13 protein-coding genes are annotated in these 18,114 nt (G+C 39.5%); 4 read left to right on the plus strand and 9 right to left on the minus strand.

From position 1 onward, the window contains the following. The first annotated feature begins 132 nt into the window (after window positions 1–132). Complete coding sequence (gene ppnP, locus MORIYA_RS01980) at window positions 133–414, plus strand: pyrimidine/purine nucleoside phosphorylase (RefSeq protein WP_112712262.1); 282 nt, start codon at window positions 133–135, stop codon at window positions 412–414. A 72-nt stretch (window positions 415–486) separates the two neighbouring features. On the opposite strand, the gene MORIYA_RS01985 is transcribed toward ppnP, so the two are convergent. The 3 genes from MORIYA_RS01985 to nhaB all read right to left on the minus strand — a co-directional run bounded on the left by MORIYA_RS01985 (window position 487) and on the right by nhaB (window position 3,081). Beyond that, window positions 487–795, minus strand: a complete 309-nt coding sequence (locus tag MORIYA_RS01985; protein ID WP_112712264.1) for a DUF1244 domain-containing protein — start codon at window positions 793–795, stop codon at window positions 487–489. 13 nt (window positions 796–808) lie between these two features. Further along, complete coding sequence (gene dsbB / locus MORIYA_RS01990; protein ID WP_112712266.1) at window positions 809–1,333, minus strand: disulfide bond formation protein DsbB; 525 nt, start codon at window positions 1,331–1,333, stop codon at window positions 809–811. Window positions 1,334–1,494: 161 nt separating this feature from the next. Beyond that, window positions 1,495–3,081, minus strand: a complete 1,587-nt coding sequence (nhaB, locus tag MORIYA_RS01995) for a sodium/proton antiporter NhaB (RefSeq protein ID WP_112712268.1) — start codon at window positions 3,079–3,081, stop codon at window positions 1,495–1,497. A gap of 241 nt (window positions 3,082–3,322) precedes the next feature. Between nhaB and fadR the strand changes: the two genes are divergently transcribed. After that, the gene (gene fadR, locus MORIYA_RS02000; RefSeq protein ID WP_112712270.1) at window positions 3,323–4,102 is read left to right on the plus strand and encodes a fatty acid metabolism transcriptional regulator FadR; all 780 of its coding nucleotides are present in this window, start codon (window positions 3,323–3,325) and stop codon (window positions 4,100–4,102) included. Between the two features lie 58 nt (window positions 4,103–4,160). Here fadR and MORIYA_RS02005 read toward each other — a convergent pair whose 3' ends face one another. The 5 genes from MORIYA_RS02005 to leuC all read right to left on the minus strand — a co-directional run bounded on the left by MORIYA_RS02005 (window position 4,161) and on the right by leuC (window position 11,446). Then, window positions 4,161–5,672 carry a SpoVR family protein gene (locus MORIYA_RS02005; protein ID WP_112712272.1) on the minus strand — a complete coding sequence of 504 codons (1,512 nt, stop codon included), beginning with the start codon at window positions 5,670–5,672 and terminating at the stop codon, window positions 4,161–4,163. Window positions 5,673–5,681: 9 nt separating this feature from the next. After that, window positions 5,682–6,950, minus strand: coding sequence for a YeaH/YhbH family protein (locus MORIYA_RS02010; RefSeq protein ID WP_112712274.1), 1,269 nt, complete (start codon window positions 6,948–6,950; stop codon window positions 5,682–5,684). Between the two features lie 23 nt (window positions 6,951–6,973). Then, complete coding sequence (locus MORIYA_RS02015; protein WP_112718376.1) at window positions 6,974–8,896, minus strand: PrkA family serine protein kinase; 1,923 nt, start codon at window positions 8,894–8,896, stop codon at window positions 6,974–6,976. 497 nt (window positions 8,897–9,393) lie between these two features. After that, complete coding sequence (gene leuD / locus MORIYA_RS02020; RefSeq protein ID WP_112712276.1) at window positions 9,394–10,014, minus strand: 3-isopropylmalate dehydratase small subunit; 621 nt, start codon at window positions 10,012–10,014, stop codon at window positions 9,394–9,396. Between the two features lie 31 nt (window positions 10,015–10,045). Further along, a complete protein-coding gene (leuC, locus tag MORIYA_RS02025) occupies window positions 10,046–11,446 on the minus strand; it encodes a 3-isopropylmalate dehydratase large subunit (RefSeq protein WP_112712278.1) in 1,401 nt (466 codons plus the stop codon). Between the two features lie 392 nt (window positions 11,447–11,838). Between leuC and MORIYA_RS02030 the strand changes: the two genes are divergently transcribed. Next, complete coding sequence (locus tag MORIYA_RS02030; protein ID WP_112712280.1) at window positions 11,839–12,264, plus strand: CBS domain-containing protein; 426 nt, start codon at window positions 11,839–11,841, stop codon at window positions 12,262–12,264. 69 nt (window positions 12,265–12,333) lie between these two features. On the opposite strand, the gene glpT is transcribed toward MORIYA_RS02030, so the two are convergent. Next, complete coding sequence (gene glpT, locus MORIYA_RS02035; RefSeq protein WP_112712282.1) at window positions 12,334–13,695, minus strand: glycerol-3-phosphate transporter; 1,362 nt, start codon at window positions 13,693–13,695, stop codon at window positions 12,334–12,336. Window positions 13,696–14,198: 503 nt separating this feature from the next. On the opposite strand from glpT, the gene hrpA reads away from it, so the two are divergent. Further along, window positions 14,199–18,107 carry an ATP-dependent RNA helicase HrpA gene (gene hrpA, locus MORIYA_RS02040; RefSeq protein WP_112712284.1) on the plus strand — a complete coding sequence of 1,303 codons (3,909 nt, stop codon included), beginning with the start codon at window positions 14,199–14,201 and terminating at the stop codon, window positions 18,105–18,107. The last annotated feature ends 7 nt before the right edge of the window (window positions 18,108–18,114 follow it).

Consider the following 18,114-nt stretch of genomic DNA (forward strand, 5'->3'; position numbering starts at 1 on the left):
TTGACTGGTTATTATTACTTTTAATCTACATGAATTATCGGTTCGTCAGTTAGGGTACTGTTAATCCAATTTATTTTCGGTTATTCTGATATCTGAGTTGTAGATTAAATTAACCATATAAAAGGATTTAAGATGTTTAAGGTAAATCAGTATTTTGATGGTCAAGTTGCTTCAATTGGATTTCAAGAAGCGGATAAAGCAGCAAGTGTTGGTGTTATGGCTGTCGGTGAATATGAATTTGGTACAGCCTTAGCCGAGGTGATGATTGTGATTACAGGTGCGTTAACTGTGTTACTGCCAGGACAATCTGAGTGGCAAACATTTAATGCGGGTGAGCAGTTCAATGTGCCTAGCGACAGTAAGTTTCAAGTTAAAGTCGCGCAAGAAACAGCATACCTTTGCCAATATGGTTAGTGGATCTGTGAAAAGGGGAGAGTAAACGTTAAGTTTACTCTCCCCTTTTAGTATTCAATTAATCGCTAAGCGTTATTTTTTCGGCTTAGCATTGAATGCTGCAAGTTGTTCTTCAGTTGCTGGTAGTTGGTGGTTGGCTTTCCACTCGGCATAAGTCATACCGTAGATGCGTTCTCTTGCTTGCTCGTCTGTCACGTCTAGTTCAAGTTCATCGGCCGCTGATTTGTACCATTTACCTAAGCAATTTCGGCAAAAATCAGCCAAGATCATTAAATCAATATTTTGAACTTGTTTGTTCTCATCTAAATGCGCTAATAAACGTTGTAATACTTTTGCATCCAATTGATCTTGTTGAATTTGTGTTAATTCTGGTTTGTTCATTATCTATTCCTTGTTATTTCGCTGACTTAATCAGGCCCGTAATATGGCAACTACATACGATAACTGCAACAGCTAAGTAAATTGAAGAAGTTACAATCAACCACTGTGGCATTGTATACGATAAAAACTGCCAGCTAATTTCATCACAAAAACCGGTTGGATTAAACAACCAAGGTGCCCATTCATGCAGTGGCGCCCAAGTCGGGAAATTAGGGAAGAAGTCACACGTCGAAAATGGTGACGGATTTAGTTGAATATCGACATGCTCAATAGCCAGGCTTAAGCTGTAACCTGCACTGATGAACCATAATGCAAAACCACTAAAACGCATGATTGGGTTGGCAGGCGTAATCGCACCAACTAAACCTGCAATGATTATCCCCATCATAGCAACACGTTCATAAACGCATAATACGCAAGGGCTCAGCTCCATAACATATTGAAAGAACAGGGCTGATGCTTCTAATCCCATGCCTGTTAGGGCGAGTAACACCCAAGGGAGGCGTTGTTTGGGTAGATTAGAAATAAACTGGTACATATATTATCTCAAATGAATTTAATGATTATCTGCTGTTATAACATATTGCCGGACTAGATATGCGCTGCAACGTGTAAAAGTGTGTAAGAATAAAAGCTTATGTTGGGTCCGCCATATAGAAAACGCCGCTAATAGCGGCGTTTTATTCGTGAATATATGACTTAGTGACCTGTCGATTTTATCGCGTCAATAGCAGCATCAGCATGGGAAGTGATCCAGCCCATATCAAGCATGCTATTTGTCATTGGCTCTAAGAAGAACATGATAGCGCCAAGACCAACAAGTGTCATTACGATAGTATATGGTAGTGCCATGATAACCATACGGCCATAAGATAAACGTAATAGCGGTGCAACAGCCGACGTTAATAAGAATAAGAACGCCGCTTGACCATTTGGTGTTGCCACAGATGGTAAGTTAGTACCAGTATTAATTGCCACAGCAAGTAAATCAAATTGGTCACGCGTAATGGAACCATTATCTAATGCCGCTTTAACTTCAGTAATATAAACGGTACCAACGAATACGTTATCACTCACCATAGAAAGAATACCATTGGCCAAATAGAATAACGGCAGTTGATCATGGGGTGACGCTGCTAATACGGCATTAATTAACGGTATGAATAACTGCTGCTCAATAATAACCGCGACAATAGTGAAGAATACGGCAAGTAATGCAGTGAAAGGTAGCGCCTCTTCGAATGCTTTACCGAGTGCGTGTTCTTCAGTAATACCATTAAATGCAGTGGCTAGAATGATGACAGATAAACCAATTAAACCAACCGACGCTAAATGGAATGCAAGGCCAATAATTAACCAAACACCAATCGCTGCTTGCGTATAAAGTTTTACACGTTCACGTTGGCTGCGGTTTGCATCTTCATACTTGTCAAAATCGACAAGAATAGTGCGTACAGAAGTGGGTAATTCAGCACCGTAACCAAATACTTTGAATTTCTCGACCAGGACGCATGTCAACAGACCAAAAAAGAACACAGGAACCGTTACAGGTGCCATACGTAGTGCAAATTCTAGAAAATGCCAACCTGTTTGTTCAGCAATAATTAGATTTTGTGGCTCACCAACCATAGTACATACCCCACCGAGTGCAGTACCTACACCAGCATGCATCATAAGAGTACGTAGGAATGCGCGATAATCATCAAGGTCTTGACGTTTAAGTTCATGGACAGAACCATCATCAGTATGGTCATGATCTTGTTTAAAATCACGGCCTGAAGCAACTTTGTGATAAATGCTGTAGAAACCAATAGCGACACTAATTACAACCGCGATAACGGTTAATGCATCTAAAAATGCAGATAAAAAAGCTGAAACAAGAGAAAAAGAAAGTGCAAGTAATACTTTGGATTTGATATTAATAAGCATTTTGGTAAATACATAAAGTAATAACGACTTCATGAAATAAATACCTGCAACCATGAAGATTAATAACAATAATACCTCAATGTTATTCACAATTTCATGCTGGACTTGATCTGCAGATGTCATCCCTATTACGACCGCTTCAATAGCAAGCAGGCCACCGGGTTGAAGCGGATAGCATTTAAGCGCCATTGCTAAGGTGAAAATAAATTCAACGACTAATAACCAACCTGCTATAAATGGGTCGATTGCAAAAATGAAAGGGTTAATAATAAGGAAGGCAATGATTGCAATTTTATACCACTGAGGTGAGTTGCCTAAGAAGTTCATTTTTGCCGCCGTACTAAGGCTTATATCCATGAGGTTGTCCAATATTTGTGTATAAGAATTATAAAACTGGGATATTCTAAGCATATTTTGTGACGTGCGCCATCCTTTTTATTGATATAGATTATTGTTATTGCAAATAAATTTATGTTAATTTTTAAATCGGAGAATAATTATTCTGGTGATAGTATCTAATTTAAATCTGGTCGGAGTTGCTTGTAGGTGCTAAGATCCTAAAGGACACAACCTGTTATATTTCCAAATGAGAAGTTAAATGGATATTACTGATAGTAAAACAACAAATAGAAAGCGTCGGAATGACGGTATTATTAAGGCTAAAAGTCCAGCTGGCTTTGCCGAAGAATATCTGATTGAATCGATTTGGAAAAATCGCTTTCCTCCGGGGTCAATCCTTCCCGCCGAAAGAGAACTTTCTGAGCTTATTGGCGTTACCAGAACGACGCTACGTGAAGTACTACAACGTTTAGCACGTGATGGTTGGCTCACTATTCGACATGGAAAACCAACACAAGTAAATAACTTTTGGGAAACATCAAGTCTTTCAATTTTAGAAGATTTAGTGCGATTAGATCCAGAGCGTTTACCAGAATTGGTGCGTGACTTATTGTCAGCGCGAACCAATATTAGTGTGATTTTCATCCGTGCTGCGATCAAACGTGATCCTGAAAGAGTGGCTGAAATTTTAACTGAAGCTGAAACATTAGCGGATGACAAAGATGCTTACACTGAATATGATTATCACATGTTACACAAATTAGCCTTTTTATCGGGTAACTTGGTGTATGCGTTAATTCTAAACGGCTTTGATAATATGTATCGTATTCTTGGGAAAATTTATTTCGATTACCCAGAAGCGCGTTTATTGGCACAAGATTTTTATAAACAACTAAAAAAGGTTGCAGTAGAAAATCGAGCGGATGACTGTTTGAATATTGTGCGTAATTACGGTATGAATTCAGGTCTGCTTTGGCAGCAGTATCGTGACGAAACATGGGATGATATTTGCGTGGCTTTCGAACAACGCATTAAATAATTGTTGTCTAATATAGAGGTATAAAAAATCAGTCATTGACTGGTTTTTTATACCGAATTTATGATTTTTGGCTAGAACTTTGGCTGATAATCTCTATGTCACCATTGGCTAAAACTTGTTCTAAGCGAACGTCAAAGCTCCATAATCGATGGAGGTGTTTCATCACCTCTTGCGCTGATTTATTGTCTAGTGGTATGTCTTTATGAGGTACGTAGCGTAACGTTAAAGAGCGATCACCTTTCTTATCGACATTGAATACCTGAATATTGGGTTCGTTATTACTTAAATTATACTGAGCAGATAACTTATTCCGCAGACGTTGATAGCCCTCTTCATTATGAATTGCCGACACTTCTAGATACTTACTATTTTCGTTATCTTCGATTGAAAATAAATGCATATCACGCATTACTTTTGGTGATAAGTATTGGCTGATAAAGCTCTCGTCTTTAAAATTTTGCATTGCAAAATGTAATGTTTCTAACCAATCACTACCCGCGATATCGGGGAACCAAGCCTGGTCTTCTTCGGTTGGGTGCTCACATATACGCCGTATATCGATAAACATCGAAAAACCAAGAGCATAGGGGTTAATACCTGAATAATTAGGACTGTTATAGGCTGGTTGTGCGATAACGTTAGTATGATTATGTAAAATCTCTAACATAAACTTATCGGACACTAATCCTTCATCATACATATGGTTAGTCATCGTATAATGCCAAAATGTTGCCCAGCCTTCATTCATTATTTGCGTTTGTTTTTGTGGATAAAAATACTGGCTTATTTTACGGACAATACGAATGATTTCTCGTTGCCAGGATTCTAACAGCGGTGCGTTTTTCTCAACAAAATAAAGAATGTTCTCTTGTGGTTCGGCGGGATAGTTAGGCTCAACAGGTTCTTCTTTTTGATTGAATTGGGGCAGGGTACGCCACAATTCATTCACCTGAGTTTGTAAATAATCAGTACGCTCTTGCTGACGGCGCTTTTCTTCACTTAACGACGGCTCACTAGGACGCTTATATCGATCAACACCATAATTCATTAATGCATGACAAGCGTCGACGATATTTTCAACGGCATCAATGCCATATTTTTGTTCACAATCAGCAATATAGTTTTTTGAAAATACCAGATAATCAATAATGGAATCAGCATCAGTCCATGTTTTAAAGAGGTAATTATTCTTAAAAAAAGAATTATGGCCATAGCAGGCATGCGCGATAACTAAGGCCTGCATTGGGATGGTATTTTCTTCCATGAGGTAGGCGATACAAGGATTTGAGTTGATCACAATTTCATAGGCTAACCCCATTTGACCATGTTTATAGCTCTGCTCTGTTTGAATAAATTTCTTACCAAAGCTCCAATGGTTATAACCAATTGGCATCCCTACAGAAGAATAAGCATCCATCATTTGTTCGGTGGTGATGACTTCAATTTGATTGGGGTAAGTATCAAGTCGATAGTATTCAGCAATACGTTTGATTTCGACATGGTATTCTTCAAGTAATGGAAAGTTCCAATCAGGACCATCGTCGAGCTGCTTCACTTTATCTCTTAACATATAGACTCCCTAAGCGACCTGTTTCTTAAATAATTCACGGAATACAGGATAAATATCGTCGAGTTGGCGGATGTGTTGTAAGGCAAATTGTGAGTATACTTCCGCTACTTTTTCATATTCTCGCCATAATGTTTGATGTGCACGACTCGTTATTTCTATATAACTGAAATAACGCACTTTCGGCATGATTTTATCAAGTAAAATCTTACGACATAAAGGAGAATCATCAGCCCAATTATCGCCATCAGAAGCTTGTGCAGCGTAAATATTCCATTCGTTAGCCGGAAACTTATCGGTGACAATTTTATCCATCAACTTTAATGCCGATGATACAATCGTGCCGCCTGTCTCTTGCGAGTAAAAGAATTCATGTTCATCAACTTCTTTTGCTTGTGTATGGTGGCGTATATAAACCACCTCAATCGTTTTATAAGTACGTGTTAAAAACAAATACAGTAAGATATAGAAACGCTTAGCCATGTCTTTGGTTGGCTGGTCCATCGAACCTGATACGTCCATGAGACAGAACATGACGGCTTGGCTATTCGGTACCGCATATTGCTCAAAATTGTTATAGCGTAAATCAAATGTATCGATGAACGGAACTTTACTGATCCGTTCTTTAAGCGCTGCAATTTCATTTTTTAATTCGTCAACAAACTGGCCTTCAATGTCCCCCTGATTAGTTAACGCATCAATTTGCTGTTGCAATGCTTTTATTTTTCTTTTTTTACTACCCGTTAAAGCGGTACGCCTTGCTAACGAATTTTTCAATGATTTCACAAGCGCGATGTTACCTGGGTTACCACTTGATGTATAACCAGCGCGATGGGTTTTCATTTCAACAATACTGTTCAGTTGATTTTCTTGTAAGTTAGGCAATTCTAAGTCTTCAAATAACAAATCAAGATATTCGTCTTTTGAAATCTGAAAATTAAAATCATCATTACCTTCACCGCTATCACTGGCCTCTCCATCACCAGCGCCAGAACCGCTTCCGGGTGGTGGACGATTGATTTTGTCACCAGTTATAAATTGGTCGTTACCTGGATGTACTATGGTACGTTCACCACCTTTACCTTGATGAAATATAGGCTCGGAGATGTCGCGAGTTGGAATGCTGACACTTTCTCCAGATGTAATATCCTGGATACTGCGATTATTGACAGCATCAGATACAGCCTTTTTTATTTGTGAGTTATGGCGACGCATAAAGCGTTGCCGATTAACGGTACTTTTATTTTTTCCGTTTAATCTGCGATCAATAAAGTGTGCCATTTCATCCCCTCAAACGAAAACCGTTATGATGATTTACGTACACGTAAATACCATTCTGACAACAATCTCACTTGTTTTTTGGTATAGCCCTTCTCCATCATGCGGTCAACAAAGTTGTCATGTTTTTGCTGTTCGTCTGTGGATGTTTTGCCGTTAAATGAAATAACAGGTAGCAACTCTTCGGTATTGGAAAACATTTTCTTTTCGATCACCACACGGAGTTTTTCATAGCTAACCCAAGACGGGTTTTTACCATTGTTATTGGCTCTGGCACGGAGTACAAAGTTAACTATTTCGTTACGGAAGTCTTTAGGGTTGCTAATACCTGCGGGTTTTTCTATTTTTTCTAGATCATTATTTAATGCTACTCGATCAAATAATTGGCCTGTTTCAGGGTCTCGATATTCCTGGTCTTGGATCCAAAAGTCTGCATATATCACATAGCGGTCGAAAATGTTTTGGCCATATTCAGAATAAGATTCTAAGTAAGCTGTTTGAATTTCTTTGCCGATAAACTCTACATATTTCGGGATTAAATAACCTTTTAAGAACTCTAAATATCGATCTGCAATATCTTGCGGGAATTGTTCACGTTCAATTTGCTGTTCGAGTACATAGAAAAGGTGTACAGGGTTAGCGGCGACTTCCACGTGATCAAAGTTGAATACTTTGGATAAAATCTTATAAGCAAAACGGGTTGAAAGACCTGACATACCTTCGTCTACACCTGCGTAATCCCGGTATTCTTGATATGACTTGGCTTTCGGATCGGTATCTTTTAAGGTCTCGCCATCGTAAACGCGCATTTTCGAGTAGATTGATGAGTTTTCAGGGTCTTTAAGTCGAGATAACACGGTGAATTGAGCGAGCACATCGAGAGTCCCTGGTGCACATTTTGCGTTATGTAATGCACTGTTTTCGAGTAATTTACGATAAATAGACTGCTCTTCACTAATACGTAAACAGTAAGGTACTTTAACTATGTATACCCGATCTAAAAAGGCTTCGTTATTTTTGTTATTACGGAATGTTAGCCACTCTGATTCATTAGAGTGAGCAAGAATAATACCTTCGAAAGGCAGCGCGGATAGACCTTCAGTACTGTTATAATTACCTTCTTGCGTTGCTGTAAGTAGGGGGTGAAGCACTTTAATCGGTGCTTTAAACATCTCTACGAACTCCATAATACCTTGATTTGATTTACATAATGCCCCTGAATAGCTGTAAGCATCCGGATCATCTTGTGAGAAATGTTCTAACTGACGAATATCAACTTTACCGACTAACGATGAAATATCTTGGTTATTTTCATCCCCAGGTTCTGTTTTAGCAATGGCAATCTGGTGAAGTATAGATGGGTGTACTTTTTCTACTTTAAACTTGCTGATATCACCATTAAATTCTTTTAAACGTTTAGCCGCCCAGGGAGACATCACATGACCAAGACAGCGGGTTGGGATACCGTATTCATTACGTAAGATATTGGCATCTTCATTGACATCAAACAAGCTAAATGGATGGTCGTTTACGGGAGAGCCTTTGATGCGGTAAATGGGGATATTCTGCATTAAGTCTTTTAATTTTTCGGCTAGCGATGATTTACCACCACCGACAGGACCGAGTAAATATAAAATTTGTTTCTTTTCTTCTAAACCTTGCGCTGAGTGTTTTAGATACGCAACAATCTGCTCGATAGCGTCTTCCATACCGTAGAAGTCTTCAAAAGCGGGGTAGCGTGCTACAACTCGGTTGGAAAATAATCGGCTTAGGCGAGAATCGGTCGCGGTATCAACCATTTCAGGTTCACCGATGGCGTTTAATAATCGTTCAGCGGCAGATGCATATACGCTTTTGTCGTCACGACATAAATTCAAGAATTCTTGAATTGTATATTCTTCTTCACGACTTTCGTCGTATCTTTGCTGATAATGTTCAAAAATACCCATTAGTAACCCCCAAATGTAATTACTTGCATCCGCAAACATTAGCATCTACAAGTCTGAACTATTTCTCATTGCTAGTTTAAATTTAGACTTTGATTTTAAAATTGCGCAATTAAATTGCGGTTTTATAAGCGTTTTATTATTTTATAATGGTGGTGGCAATATTATATTTTAATAATAAGTGTGCGTGCGTCAGTGAATGCGGATTGATTAGAGTTGTTTTGTGGGTCTTTGTATTGTCAAATATTGATTTATCGATATATAGATAAAGTATAGCCTAATCCAAATGTGAATAAACATTATTTAGGATTGATATTTGTTAATGGTGGTATTGCTCTGTATTTATCATGGCATTGCGATATTCGGTATAGATGAGGTTTTATGCTGTGATCTTTTCATGTAGCAATTTATTTAACATTCACATTGTAGGGAAAGAGCGGATAGAAGATGACTATCCGCTTTTAAACCGAATATTAGTGTATTCTGTGATTTACCGAAAGTTAGCTTGCTTCCGTCCATAACCATGGAAACTGCTGCTTATTTTTAGCTTCGAATTCAGTGATTTTAGCTTCATGCTTTAATGTCCATGAGATATCATCAGCGCCTTCAATAAGGCTTTGCTTACGGAATGGGTCAACCTCAATATTGATAACAATACCACCCGGTGTTGTTACCGTTTGTGCAGGTAGGTCAACAGTAAACTTGATACCTTCATTTGCCTCAATTTCAGCCATTAACGCGGCGAGTTCTGCTTTGCTTACACGGATTGGTAAAATACCGTTTTTAAAGCAGTTTGAGTAAAAAATATCAGCATAGCTAGTTGAAATAATGGTATTGAAACCAAAATCTTCAATTGCCCACGGCGCATGTTCACGTGATGAACCACAACCAAAGTTATCGCCTGCAACTAAAATTTTAGCCCCTTTGAATGCCGGCTTGTTTAATTCAAATTTAGGATTTTCTGAACCATCATCAAGAAAACGCCAGTCATGAAATAAGTGAATGCCAAAGCCGGTACGTTCTACTTTTTTCAAGAACTGTTTTGGAATGATTTGGTCGGTATCTACGTTACTACGATTCATTAATGCAGCAACACTAGTATGATTTTTATATGCTTTCATTGTAATTCCTTGATCACTAATGTGCTAAATTTTATGCCCAGTTACGGATGTCAACAAAATGGCCTTCAATCGCTGCCGCTGCAGCCATTGCTGGAGATACTAGATGAGTACGTCCACCTTTACCTTGACGACCTTCGAAGTTACGGTTTGACGTAGATGCACTACGTTGACCTTCACCTAGTTGATCACCATTCATTGCTAAACACATAGAGCAACCTGGATCACGCCATTCCCAACCCGCAGCAACTAAGATCTTATCGAGACCTTCTTTTTCCGCTTGTTCTTTAACAAGGTATGAACCAGGAACTGCGATAGCTTGTACTGAAGCATTTACCTTTTTACCCGCTGTTAATTCAGCAATGGCACGGAAATCTTCAATACGACCGTTAGTACAAGAACCAACGAACACAAGATCAATATTAATATCAGTGATTGCGGCACCAGCTTCAATGTCCATGTAAGCAAGGGCACCTTTACATGCCGACGCTTTAATTTCATCACTAAAATCACTTGGTGAAGGTACCGTTTCGTTAACTGCTACAACTTGCTCTGGTGATGTACCCCAAGTAACTTGTGGTGCAATTTCTTCCGCTTTAAGCTCGACGATAGTATCAAATATAGCACCGTCATCAGTTGGTAGTGATTTCCAGTATGCGAGTGCAGCAGCCCAGTGCTCACCTTTGGGTGCGAATTCTTTACCTTTAAGGTAAGCATATGTCGTTTCATCGGGTGCAATAAGGCCGGCACGAGCGCCACCTTCAATCGCCATATTACATAAGGTCATACGACCTTCCATGGTCAGGTCACGGATGGCAGAACCTGCAAATTCGATGACATGACCAGTACCGCCAGCAGTACCAATTTTACCGATAACAGCAAGGGCAATGTCTTTTGCTGTTGAATATTTTGATAATGTACCTTCTACGCTTATTAGCATGGTTTTTGATTTTTGTTGTTGTAGGGTCTGAGTTGCCATGACATGTTCAACTTCAGAAGTTCCGATACCGAATGCTAACGCACCGAATGCACCGTGTGTTGCTGTATGTGAATCACCACACACTGCTGTCATACCTGGATGAATGAAACCATGTTCAGGTACTACAATATGAATAACGCCGTTATTAACGCTCTGCATATCGTAAATAAGCAGATCGTGTTCACTACAGTTATTTGCCATCGTATCAATCTGCTTCGCGGCAATTGGATCTTTAATTGGTAAATGACGGTCAACAGTCGGTACACAGTGATCCATTGTTGCCAAAATACTATGACGATTACGGATCGGACGGTGTTGAACTCTTAAGCCTTCAAATGCTTGTGGACTTGTTACTTCATGCATCAAGTGACGATCGATGTAGAGTAGCGGGGTGCCATTCTTAGGTTCGTGTACTAAGTGTGAATCCCAAATTTTTTCATACATTGTCTTTTTCATTGCTTCCCTTCCCATCAAGCGAGATATTTATACTTTCTTATCCTTCGATACTATGACAATTATGCGATCGTCTTCAAGAACATAATTTCATTAACCGTTGTAATTATAAGTGTCGAGGGCGGTGTAATCCTGTTATATGCAATTGCGTAGGATTTTAATGCTATTTAATTTAAATAAACTGGCTTTATATGCTGATAATTTTGGTTTTTATGGGGTTATTTGTTTTTTAATTATGTTTTGTTTTTTTACTTTTCAGCTTGTCAATGCTGGACACAAAGTAATTTTAGCCATTTTAAGGTCTTGATTGTAGAAATAACCATATAACCTATCCTTAAAAGAAGTAATAGCTATGTATTATTTTAAATAGATCAGCGTATTAAAGGGGTGAGGGAATGAATTCTTTAAAGGTATCGGATTATATGCAGTTACGGCCAATTAAGTTAACCGCAGATATGCCTGTGGCCACCGCTGTAGACCGATTACTAAAATCAGGTCATATCGGTGCTCCTGTGGTGGATGATAGTGATACGCTTATTGGCTGGATATCTGAGCAGGATTGCTTAGCATCGTTACTGGAATCGAGTTATTACTGTGAAGAGGTCGCGATTGTTGAAGATCTGATGAGAGCGGATGTACTCACGGTTCGGGCTGAAGACGGTATTATTGAATTAGCACAGCAAATGTTAGGTGTTAAACCTAAGGTATATCCAGTGATTGACGAAGAGGGTTTATTAGTGGGGATCATTTCTCGTCGAGATGTACTCAAAGCAATGGATAAACAACAACAAGCTTGTTATAAAAATGCCGCTAATATTTAGTTAATTTCAATGTCAAAAAAGGCTACAAAATTTGTAGCCTTTAAACTATTTACCAACAATATGTACTAACTATACAATAGCTGCATCGTTTGCTTTGTTCTCGTGGAATCGTTTTTCACCGACATACGCGTAAGTTAAACAAATCATCGCCATGAAGCAAGAGGCGACTAGGAGCATGAAACCGCCATCCCAACCGAAATGATCCACGGTATAACCCAGTAATGCGTTTGCTGCTACCGCACCGCCGAGGTAACCGAATAAACCGGTTAGGCCTGCCGCTGTACCGGCTGCTTTTTTAGGTACAAGCTCAAGCGCGTATAGACCAATTAACATAACCGGACCATAAATCAGGAATCCAATCGCAATGAGTGCGGCCATATCAATGGCCGGGTTTCCTGGTGGGTTAAACCAGTACACCAGTACCGCAATAGTCACGAGTGCCATAAACAGTATTCCCGCTGGCGCACGACGTCCTTTAAATAATTTATCTGAGATCCAACCACAAAGTAAGGTGCCAGGAATACCCGCCCATTCATACAAGAAATAAGCCCAAGAAGAGCTGTCTACGGTGAAACCTTTTGCCTCTTTTAGATAGACTGGAGCCCAATCTAAAACACCATAACGGATCAAATAAACAAAGGCGTTAGCAACCGCGATAGACCATAACAATTTATTATTAAGGACATACTTGAAGAAAATTTCTTTTGCCGTCATTTCTTGCTCATGTTCTTCATTATAGTCATCCGGGTAATCATCTTTATATTCTTCGATGGATGGTAACCCACAAGATTGAGGGGTATCACGCACTGTGACCCAGACAAAGAAGGCAACAATGACAGCAAAGAAAGCGGGCACATAAAATGCGGCATGCCAATCGTCATTAAATGCCCATAAGCCAAGTAAGAACATAGGGCCGATTAAACCGCCCCCGACGTTATGCGCAACATTCCAAACGGAAACTAATTCACCTCGTTCTTTTTTAGACCACCAGTGAACCATGGTTCTGCCACAGGCAGGCCAGCCCATACCTTGGAACCAACCATTTAAAAACAGTAAAACGAACATTGCAGTAATACTGCTGGTTGCCCAAGGCATATAGCCAAAAGTAAACATGATCACGGCAGACATTAATAACCCAGCGGTTAAGAAATAGCGTGGGTTAGAGCGATCAGAGACACTGCCCATTAAAAATTTAGAGAGTCCGTAAGAGATAGATACTGCAGAGAGAGCAACACCAAGTTCGCCACGGCTAAAACCTTGTTCAATCAAGTATGGCATTGCCAAACTGAAATTTTTACGAACTAGATAATAACCTGCATAGCCAAAGAAAATACCAAAGAATAACTGCCATCTTAATTGCTTATAGGTGGCGTCAATTTGATCTGCGGGTAAACGAGCAATGTGCTCTTTGGGTTTGAAAATTCCAAACATTTATAACCTCGAGTTTCAATGTGTTGATGGGTTTAAATAACCATTTAATAGGGTGTGATGTTCGTTCGAACGAAATCAAGGTGATTCTATTTTCTTTCGACTACTTTTGATGTGACTGAGATCGAATATAAATTTGTTTAAAATCAAGCAGCTAAGACATGTGAATAAGCATATGTAAATTAGTTAATCGGCATTGTGTCTGTAAATAAACCGTGACAGCTTGTAAAGTCATATAGATACTACTTACTTAGTGGTGCTTTAATGGTTGAAAGGTATTGTAATGTCAAATAGTGTAAATAATTTGTTCCACATGTAATTAAATTTATATTTGCTTAGTGTCGAACTAATAGCCTAAAAAATGTGCCATAACGATTACCAATTGGGGTTATAGTGATGTGACTAAAGTGCTTTTCATTTGAAATTCAATAATCATTTGAAATTATAGAGGGACTGGCATAGTATTTCGCTTTTAAACTAGAGTTAATGGGCGCTTTCTAACTATTATGCAGAGTATCTTCAAATCCCTGACCGCTGAATTATCTAATTGTATGCATTTCGATCGTTTTCGTTTTAAACGTCGTTTGCAAGCTGCACAAAAATTACCTTCTGAAAAACAACAAAAAACAGTTGAAAAGATACAGCTAGATATTGTTGTATCTTCGAATCTGCGTCAGTCGCGTATTGATAATTTACCGGTTGTTTCATATCCTGAATCTCTGCCTATTAGTCAAAAACGTGACGATATCGCTAACGCTATTTTAAATAACCAAGTGGTTATTATTGCGGGTGAAACGGGCTCAGGTAAAACCACTCAGATCCCTAAAATATGCCTTGAGCTTGGCTTAGGCATTGATGGCATGATCGGTCATACGCAGCCAAGACGACTTGCCGCACGTACGGTGGCGAACCGTATTGCTGAAGAGCTCGATTCAGAGCTTGGTGAGCATGTTGGTTATAAGATCCGTTTTAACGATAATGTCAGTAAAAACAGTTACATTAAATTGATGACGGACGGTATTTTACTGGCGGAGATCCAACAAGATCGCTTTTTAAGTAAATATGATGTGATCATTATTGATGAAGCCCATGAACGTAGTTTAAATATTGACTTTATCCTCGGTTATTTAAAACAATTACTTAACCGTCGCCCTGATTTAAAAGTGATTATTACCTCTGCGACGATCGATCCAGAACGTTTTTCTAAACACTTTAATAACGCGCCAATGATCGAAGTATCTGGCCGTACTTATCCTGTTGAAGTGCGTTATAACGCGTTAGCAGAACAAGAAGACGGGCATGAGCGTGATCAAATCCAAGGCATTGTTGATGCGGTCGATGAGCTGCAGAGCGAAGGCCTCGGGGATATTCTGGTATTCCTTAACGGTGAACGTGAGATCCGTGATACTGCGGATGCGTTAAACAAGTTAAAACTTCGAGATACCGAAGTGCTGCCTTTGTATGCACGGTTGACCAATGCGGAGCAAAACCGTATTTTCCAAAGTCATGTTGGGCGTCGTATTGTGTTATCGACTAACGTAGCGGAAACGTCATTAACGGTACCAGGTATCAAATATGTCATTGATCCGGGCACTGCACGTATAAGCCGTTATAGTTTCCGAACTAAAGTGCAACGTCTGCCGATTGAAGCGATATCACAAGCCAGCGCGAATCAGCGTATGGGCCGCTGTGGACGTGTTAGTGCTGGTATTTGTATTCGACTCTATAGTGAAGAAGATTTTAATAATCGTCCCGAATTCACGGATCCTGAAATTACCCGTACTAACCTCGCCTCGGTTATTTTAAAAATGCATGCGTTGGGGTTAGGCGATGTGGCTAACTTCCCCTTTGTACAGCCGCCAGATAGCCGTAACATTACCGACGGTCTAAAACTGCTCGAAGAACTAGGTGCGATTGATACCAGTAACGCTGACCATAATAAACGCCTCACATCTGTGGGTGTAGCATTGGCGAAGTTGCCGATTGATCCACGTCTGGCGCGTATGGTCATGGAAGCAAATACCAATGGTTGTTTGAATGAAGTAATGGTGATTACTGCGGCGCTGTCGATTCAAGACCCGCGTGAACGACCAATAGAAAAACAGCAAGCGGCGGATGAACAGCATCGTCGTTTTTATGATAAAGAATCAGACTTTATTACCTTTGTTAATTTATGGAATTACGTCAAGCAACAACAAGATGAGTTATCGTCATCGCAGTTCCGTCGTTTATGTAAGAAAGATTACCTTGCGTATATGCGGGTACGTGAATGGCAGGATATTTACAGTCAATTATCACAAGTAGTGAAAGAGTTAGGCTTTACCGTAAACCCTGTTGCAGTGAATGAAGCGGGTGAAGTAAGTAACAGCGATAATATTCATAAAGCCTTATTATCAGGCATGTTAAGCCACATTGGTTTTAAAGATAAAGACCAAGATTATTTAGGTGCGCGTAACAGTAAATTTAATATCTTCCCAGGTTCTGGCTTATTTAAGAAACAGCCTAAATGGGTGATGGTTGCAGAACTGGTAGAAACATCACGTTTATTTGGCCGTATTGCGGCGAAGATCCAACCGGAATGGATTGAACCGCTTGCGACACATTTAAACAAATCAAGTTACAGTGAACCGCATTGGGAAAAACGCCGAGCTGCGGTTGTGGCTGCAGAAAAAGTAACCTTGTATGGTTTAGTCATTGTTGCTAAACGCATGGTGAACTACAGTCAAATTGACCCTGCATTATGCCGTGAAATATTTATTCGTAGTGGGTTAGTTGAAGGTGAGTTTAATACTAAACATGCGTTCTTTAAGCACAATATGGCGGAAGTAGAACGTATTCATGCATTAGAACATAAATCTCGTCGTCGTGATATTTTGGTTAGTGACGATGATTTATTTGGTTTTTACGCTGATCTTATTCCTGAACACGTTTGCTCTGGTCGTCACTTTGATAGCTGGTGGAAGAAAGAGAGCAAGCAAACACCGGATTTATTAACGCTCACCCAAGCTCGTTTGATGAAGCATAATGCCGAAGCGATTACTGCACATAGCTATCCAGAATTTTGGAGTCAAAACAGCTTTAAATTTAAATTGGAATACAATTTTGAACCGGGTACCGTTGAAGATGGTATCACGGTGATTATTCCATTAGCGATCCTCAATCAAGTGAATGAACAAGGCTTTGATTGGCTGATCCCTGCTTTACGTGAAGAATTAATCATTACCATGATTAAGGCGTTGCCAAAAACACTACGTCGTAATTTTGTACCAGCACCAAATTATGCTGGAGCAGCACTGGAGAATATGGAGCCTAGCCAAGGTGAATTAGCCGCAAGTCTGAATAAACAGTTATTGCGCATGACGGGTGTCCGTTTAGATCAAGATGTATGGGAGCTCTTAACGCTACCAACGCACCTTAAAATGCATTTCAAGATTGTAGATGAAAATCTAAAACAAATTTGTGTTGGTGATGATCTCGGTGCGTTAAAGCAAAAGCTACAAGGTAATATCCAAGAAACGTTAGTCAAAGTAGCCGATAAAGGCATTGAGAAAAAGGACCTTATTACTTGGGATTTCGGTAACTTACCCACTGAATTCAAGCAAAAACATGGTGGTTATGAAATTAAAGCTTATCCGGCATTAGTTGATAACAAAAATTCGGTTGAAATTAAGTTGTTCGATCATCAAGAAGATGCTGCTGTCGCTGCAAAAGCTGGTTTGCGTCGTTTGATTTTACTTAATGTACCGTCACCGATTAAATACCTTGAACAGAAACTACCAAACAAAGCGAAACTCGGACTGTATTTTAACCCGTTTGGTAAAATAACTGACTTGATCCACGATTGTATTTCTTGTGCTGTTGATAACATAATCGAAAAACAGCCTGCACCGAGTGATGCTGACAGCTTTGAAGTATTAAAAGAATTGGTTCGTGCCAATATTGCTGATGAAACGGTTGAAATAGCCAAGCAGGTTGAGAAGATACTCACTGCTGCGCATCAAGTGCATAAGCAGATTAAAGGTAAAGTTTCTCTTGATATGATCGTGGCGAATGGTGATATCAAAGCGCAACTAGGAAAGCTTATTTACAGTGGTTTTGTGACCAATACCGGTGTTAAGAAATTAGCAGATGTACAACGTTACATTGCTGCGATAGAACATAGATTGAATAAGCTAAAGGTTGATCCTATCCGTGATCGTGGTCATTTAGTTGAAGTGCAACCGTTATTGGAAAAGTATGTGCAGTTAACAAAGATGCCACGATTAACACTTGCGCAGCAAAGTGAGTTATTAAAATTGCGTTGGATGTTGGAAGAGTTGCGAGTATCGTTATTTGCGCAACAATTAGGGACTAGTTATCCGGTGTCGATTAAACGCGTTAAAATCGCATTTGCAGAGTTTAAAGCGAGTTTGTAATTTGACT

This window comes from Moritella yayanosii (assembly GCF_900465055.1).
Taxonomy (GTDB): Bacteria; Pseudomonadota; Gammaproteobacteria; order Enterobacterales; family Moritellaceae; genus Moritella; species Moritella yayanosii.

Excerpts from the sequence above, each read along its gene's own strand:
- ppnP (WP_112712262.1), top strand. The coding sequence starts at position 133 with ATGTTTAAGGTAAATCAGTATTTTGATGGTCAAGTTGCTTCAATTGGA.
- MORIYA_RS01985 (WP_112712264.1), bottom strand. The coding sequence starts at position 795 with ATGAACAAACCAGAATTAACACAAATTCAACAAGATCAATTGGATGCA.
- dsbB (WP_112712266.1), bottom strand. The coding sequence starts at position 1,333 with ATGTACCAGTTTATTTCTAATCTACCCAAACAACGCCTCCCTTGGGTG.
- nhaB (WP_112712268.1), bottom strand. The coding sequence starts at position 3,081 with ATGGATATAAGCCTTAGTACGGCGGCAAAAATGAACTTCTTAGGCAAC.
- fadR (WP_112712270.1), top strand. The coding sequence starts at position 3,323 with ATGGATATTACTGATAGTAAAACAACAAATAGAAAGCGTCGGAATGAC.
- MORIYA_RS02005 (WP_112712272.1), bottom strand. The coding sequence starts at position 5,672 with ATGTTAAGAGATAAAGTGAAGCAGCTCGACGATGGTCCTGATTGGAAC.
- MORIYA_RS02010 (WP_112712274.1), bottom strand. The coding sequence starts at position 6,950 with ATGGCACACTTTATTGATCGCAGATTAAACGGAAAAAATAAAAGTACC.
- MORIYA_RS02015 (WP_112718376.1), bottom strand. The coding sequence starts at position 8,896 with ATGGGTATTTTTGAACATTATCAGCAAAGATACGACGAAAGTCGTGAA.
- leuD (WP_112712276.1), bottom strand. The coding sequence starts at position 10,014 with ATGAAAGCATATAAAAATCATACTAGTGTTGCTGCATTAATGAATCGT.
- leuC (WP_112712278.1), bottom strand. The coding sequence starts at position 11,446 with ATGAAAAAGACAATGTATGAAAAAATTTGGGATTCACACTTAGTACAC.
- MORIYA_RS02030 (WP_112712280.1), top strand. The coding sequence starts at position 11,839 with ATGAATTCTTTAAAGGTATCGGATTATATGCAGTTACGGCCAATTAAG.
- glpT (WP_112712282.1), bottom strand. The coding sequence starts at position 13,695 with ATGTTTGGAATTTTCAAACCCAAAGAGCACATTGCTCGTTTACCCGCA.
- hrpA (WP_112712284.1), top strand. The coding sequence starts at position 14,199 with ATGCAGAGTATCTTCAAATCCCTGACCGCTGAATTATCTAATTGTATG.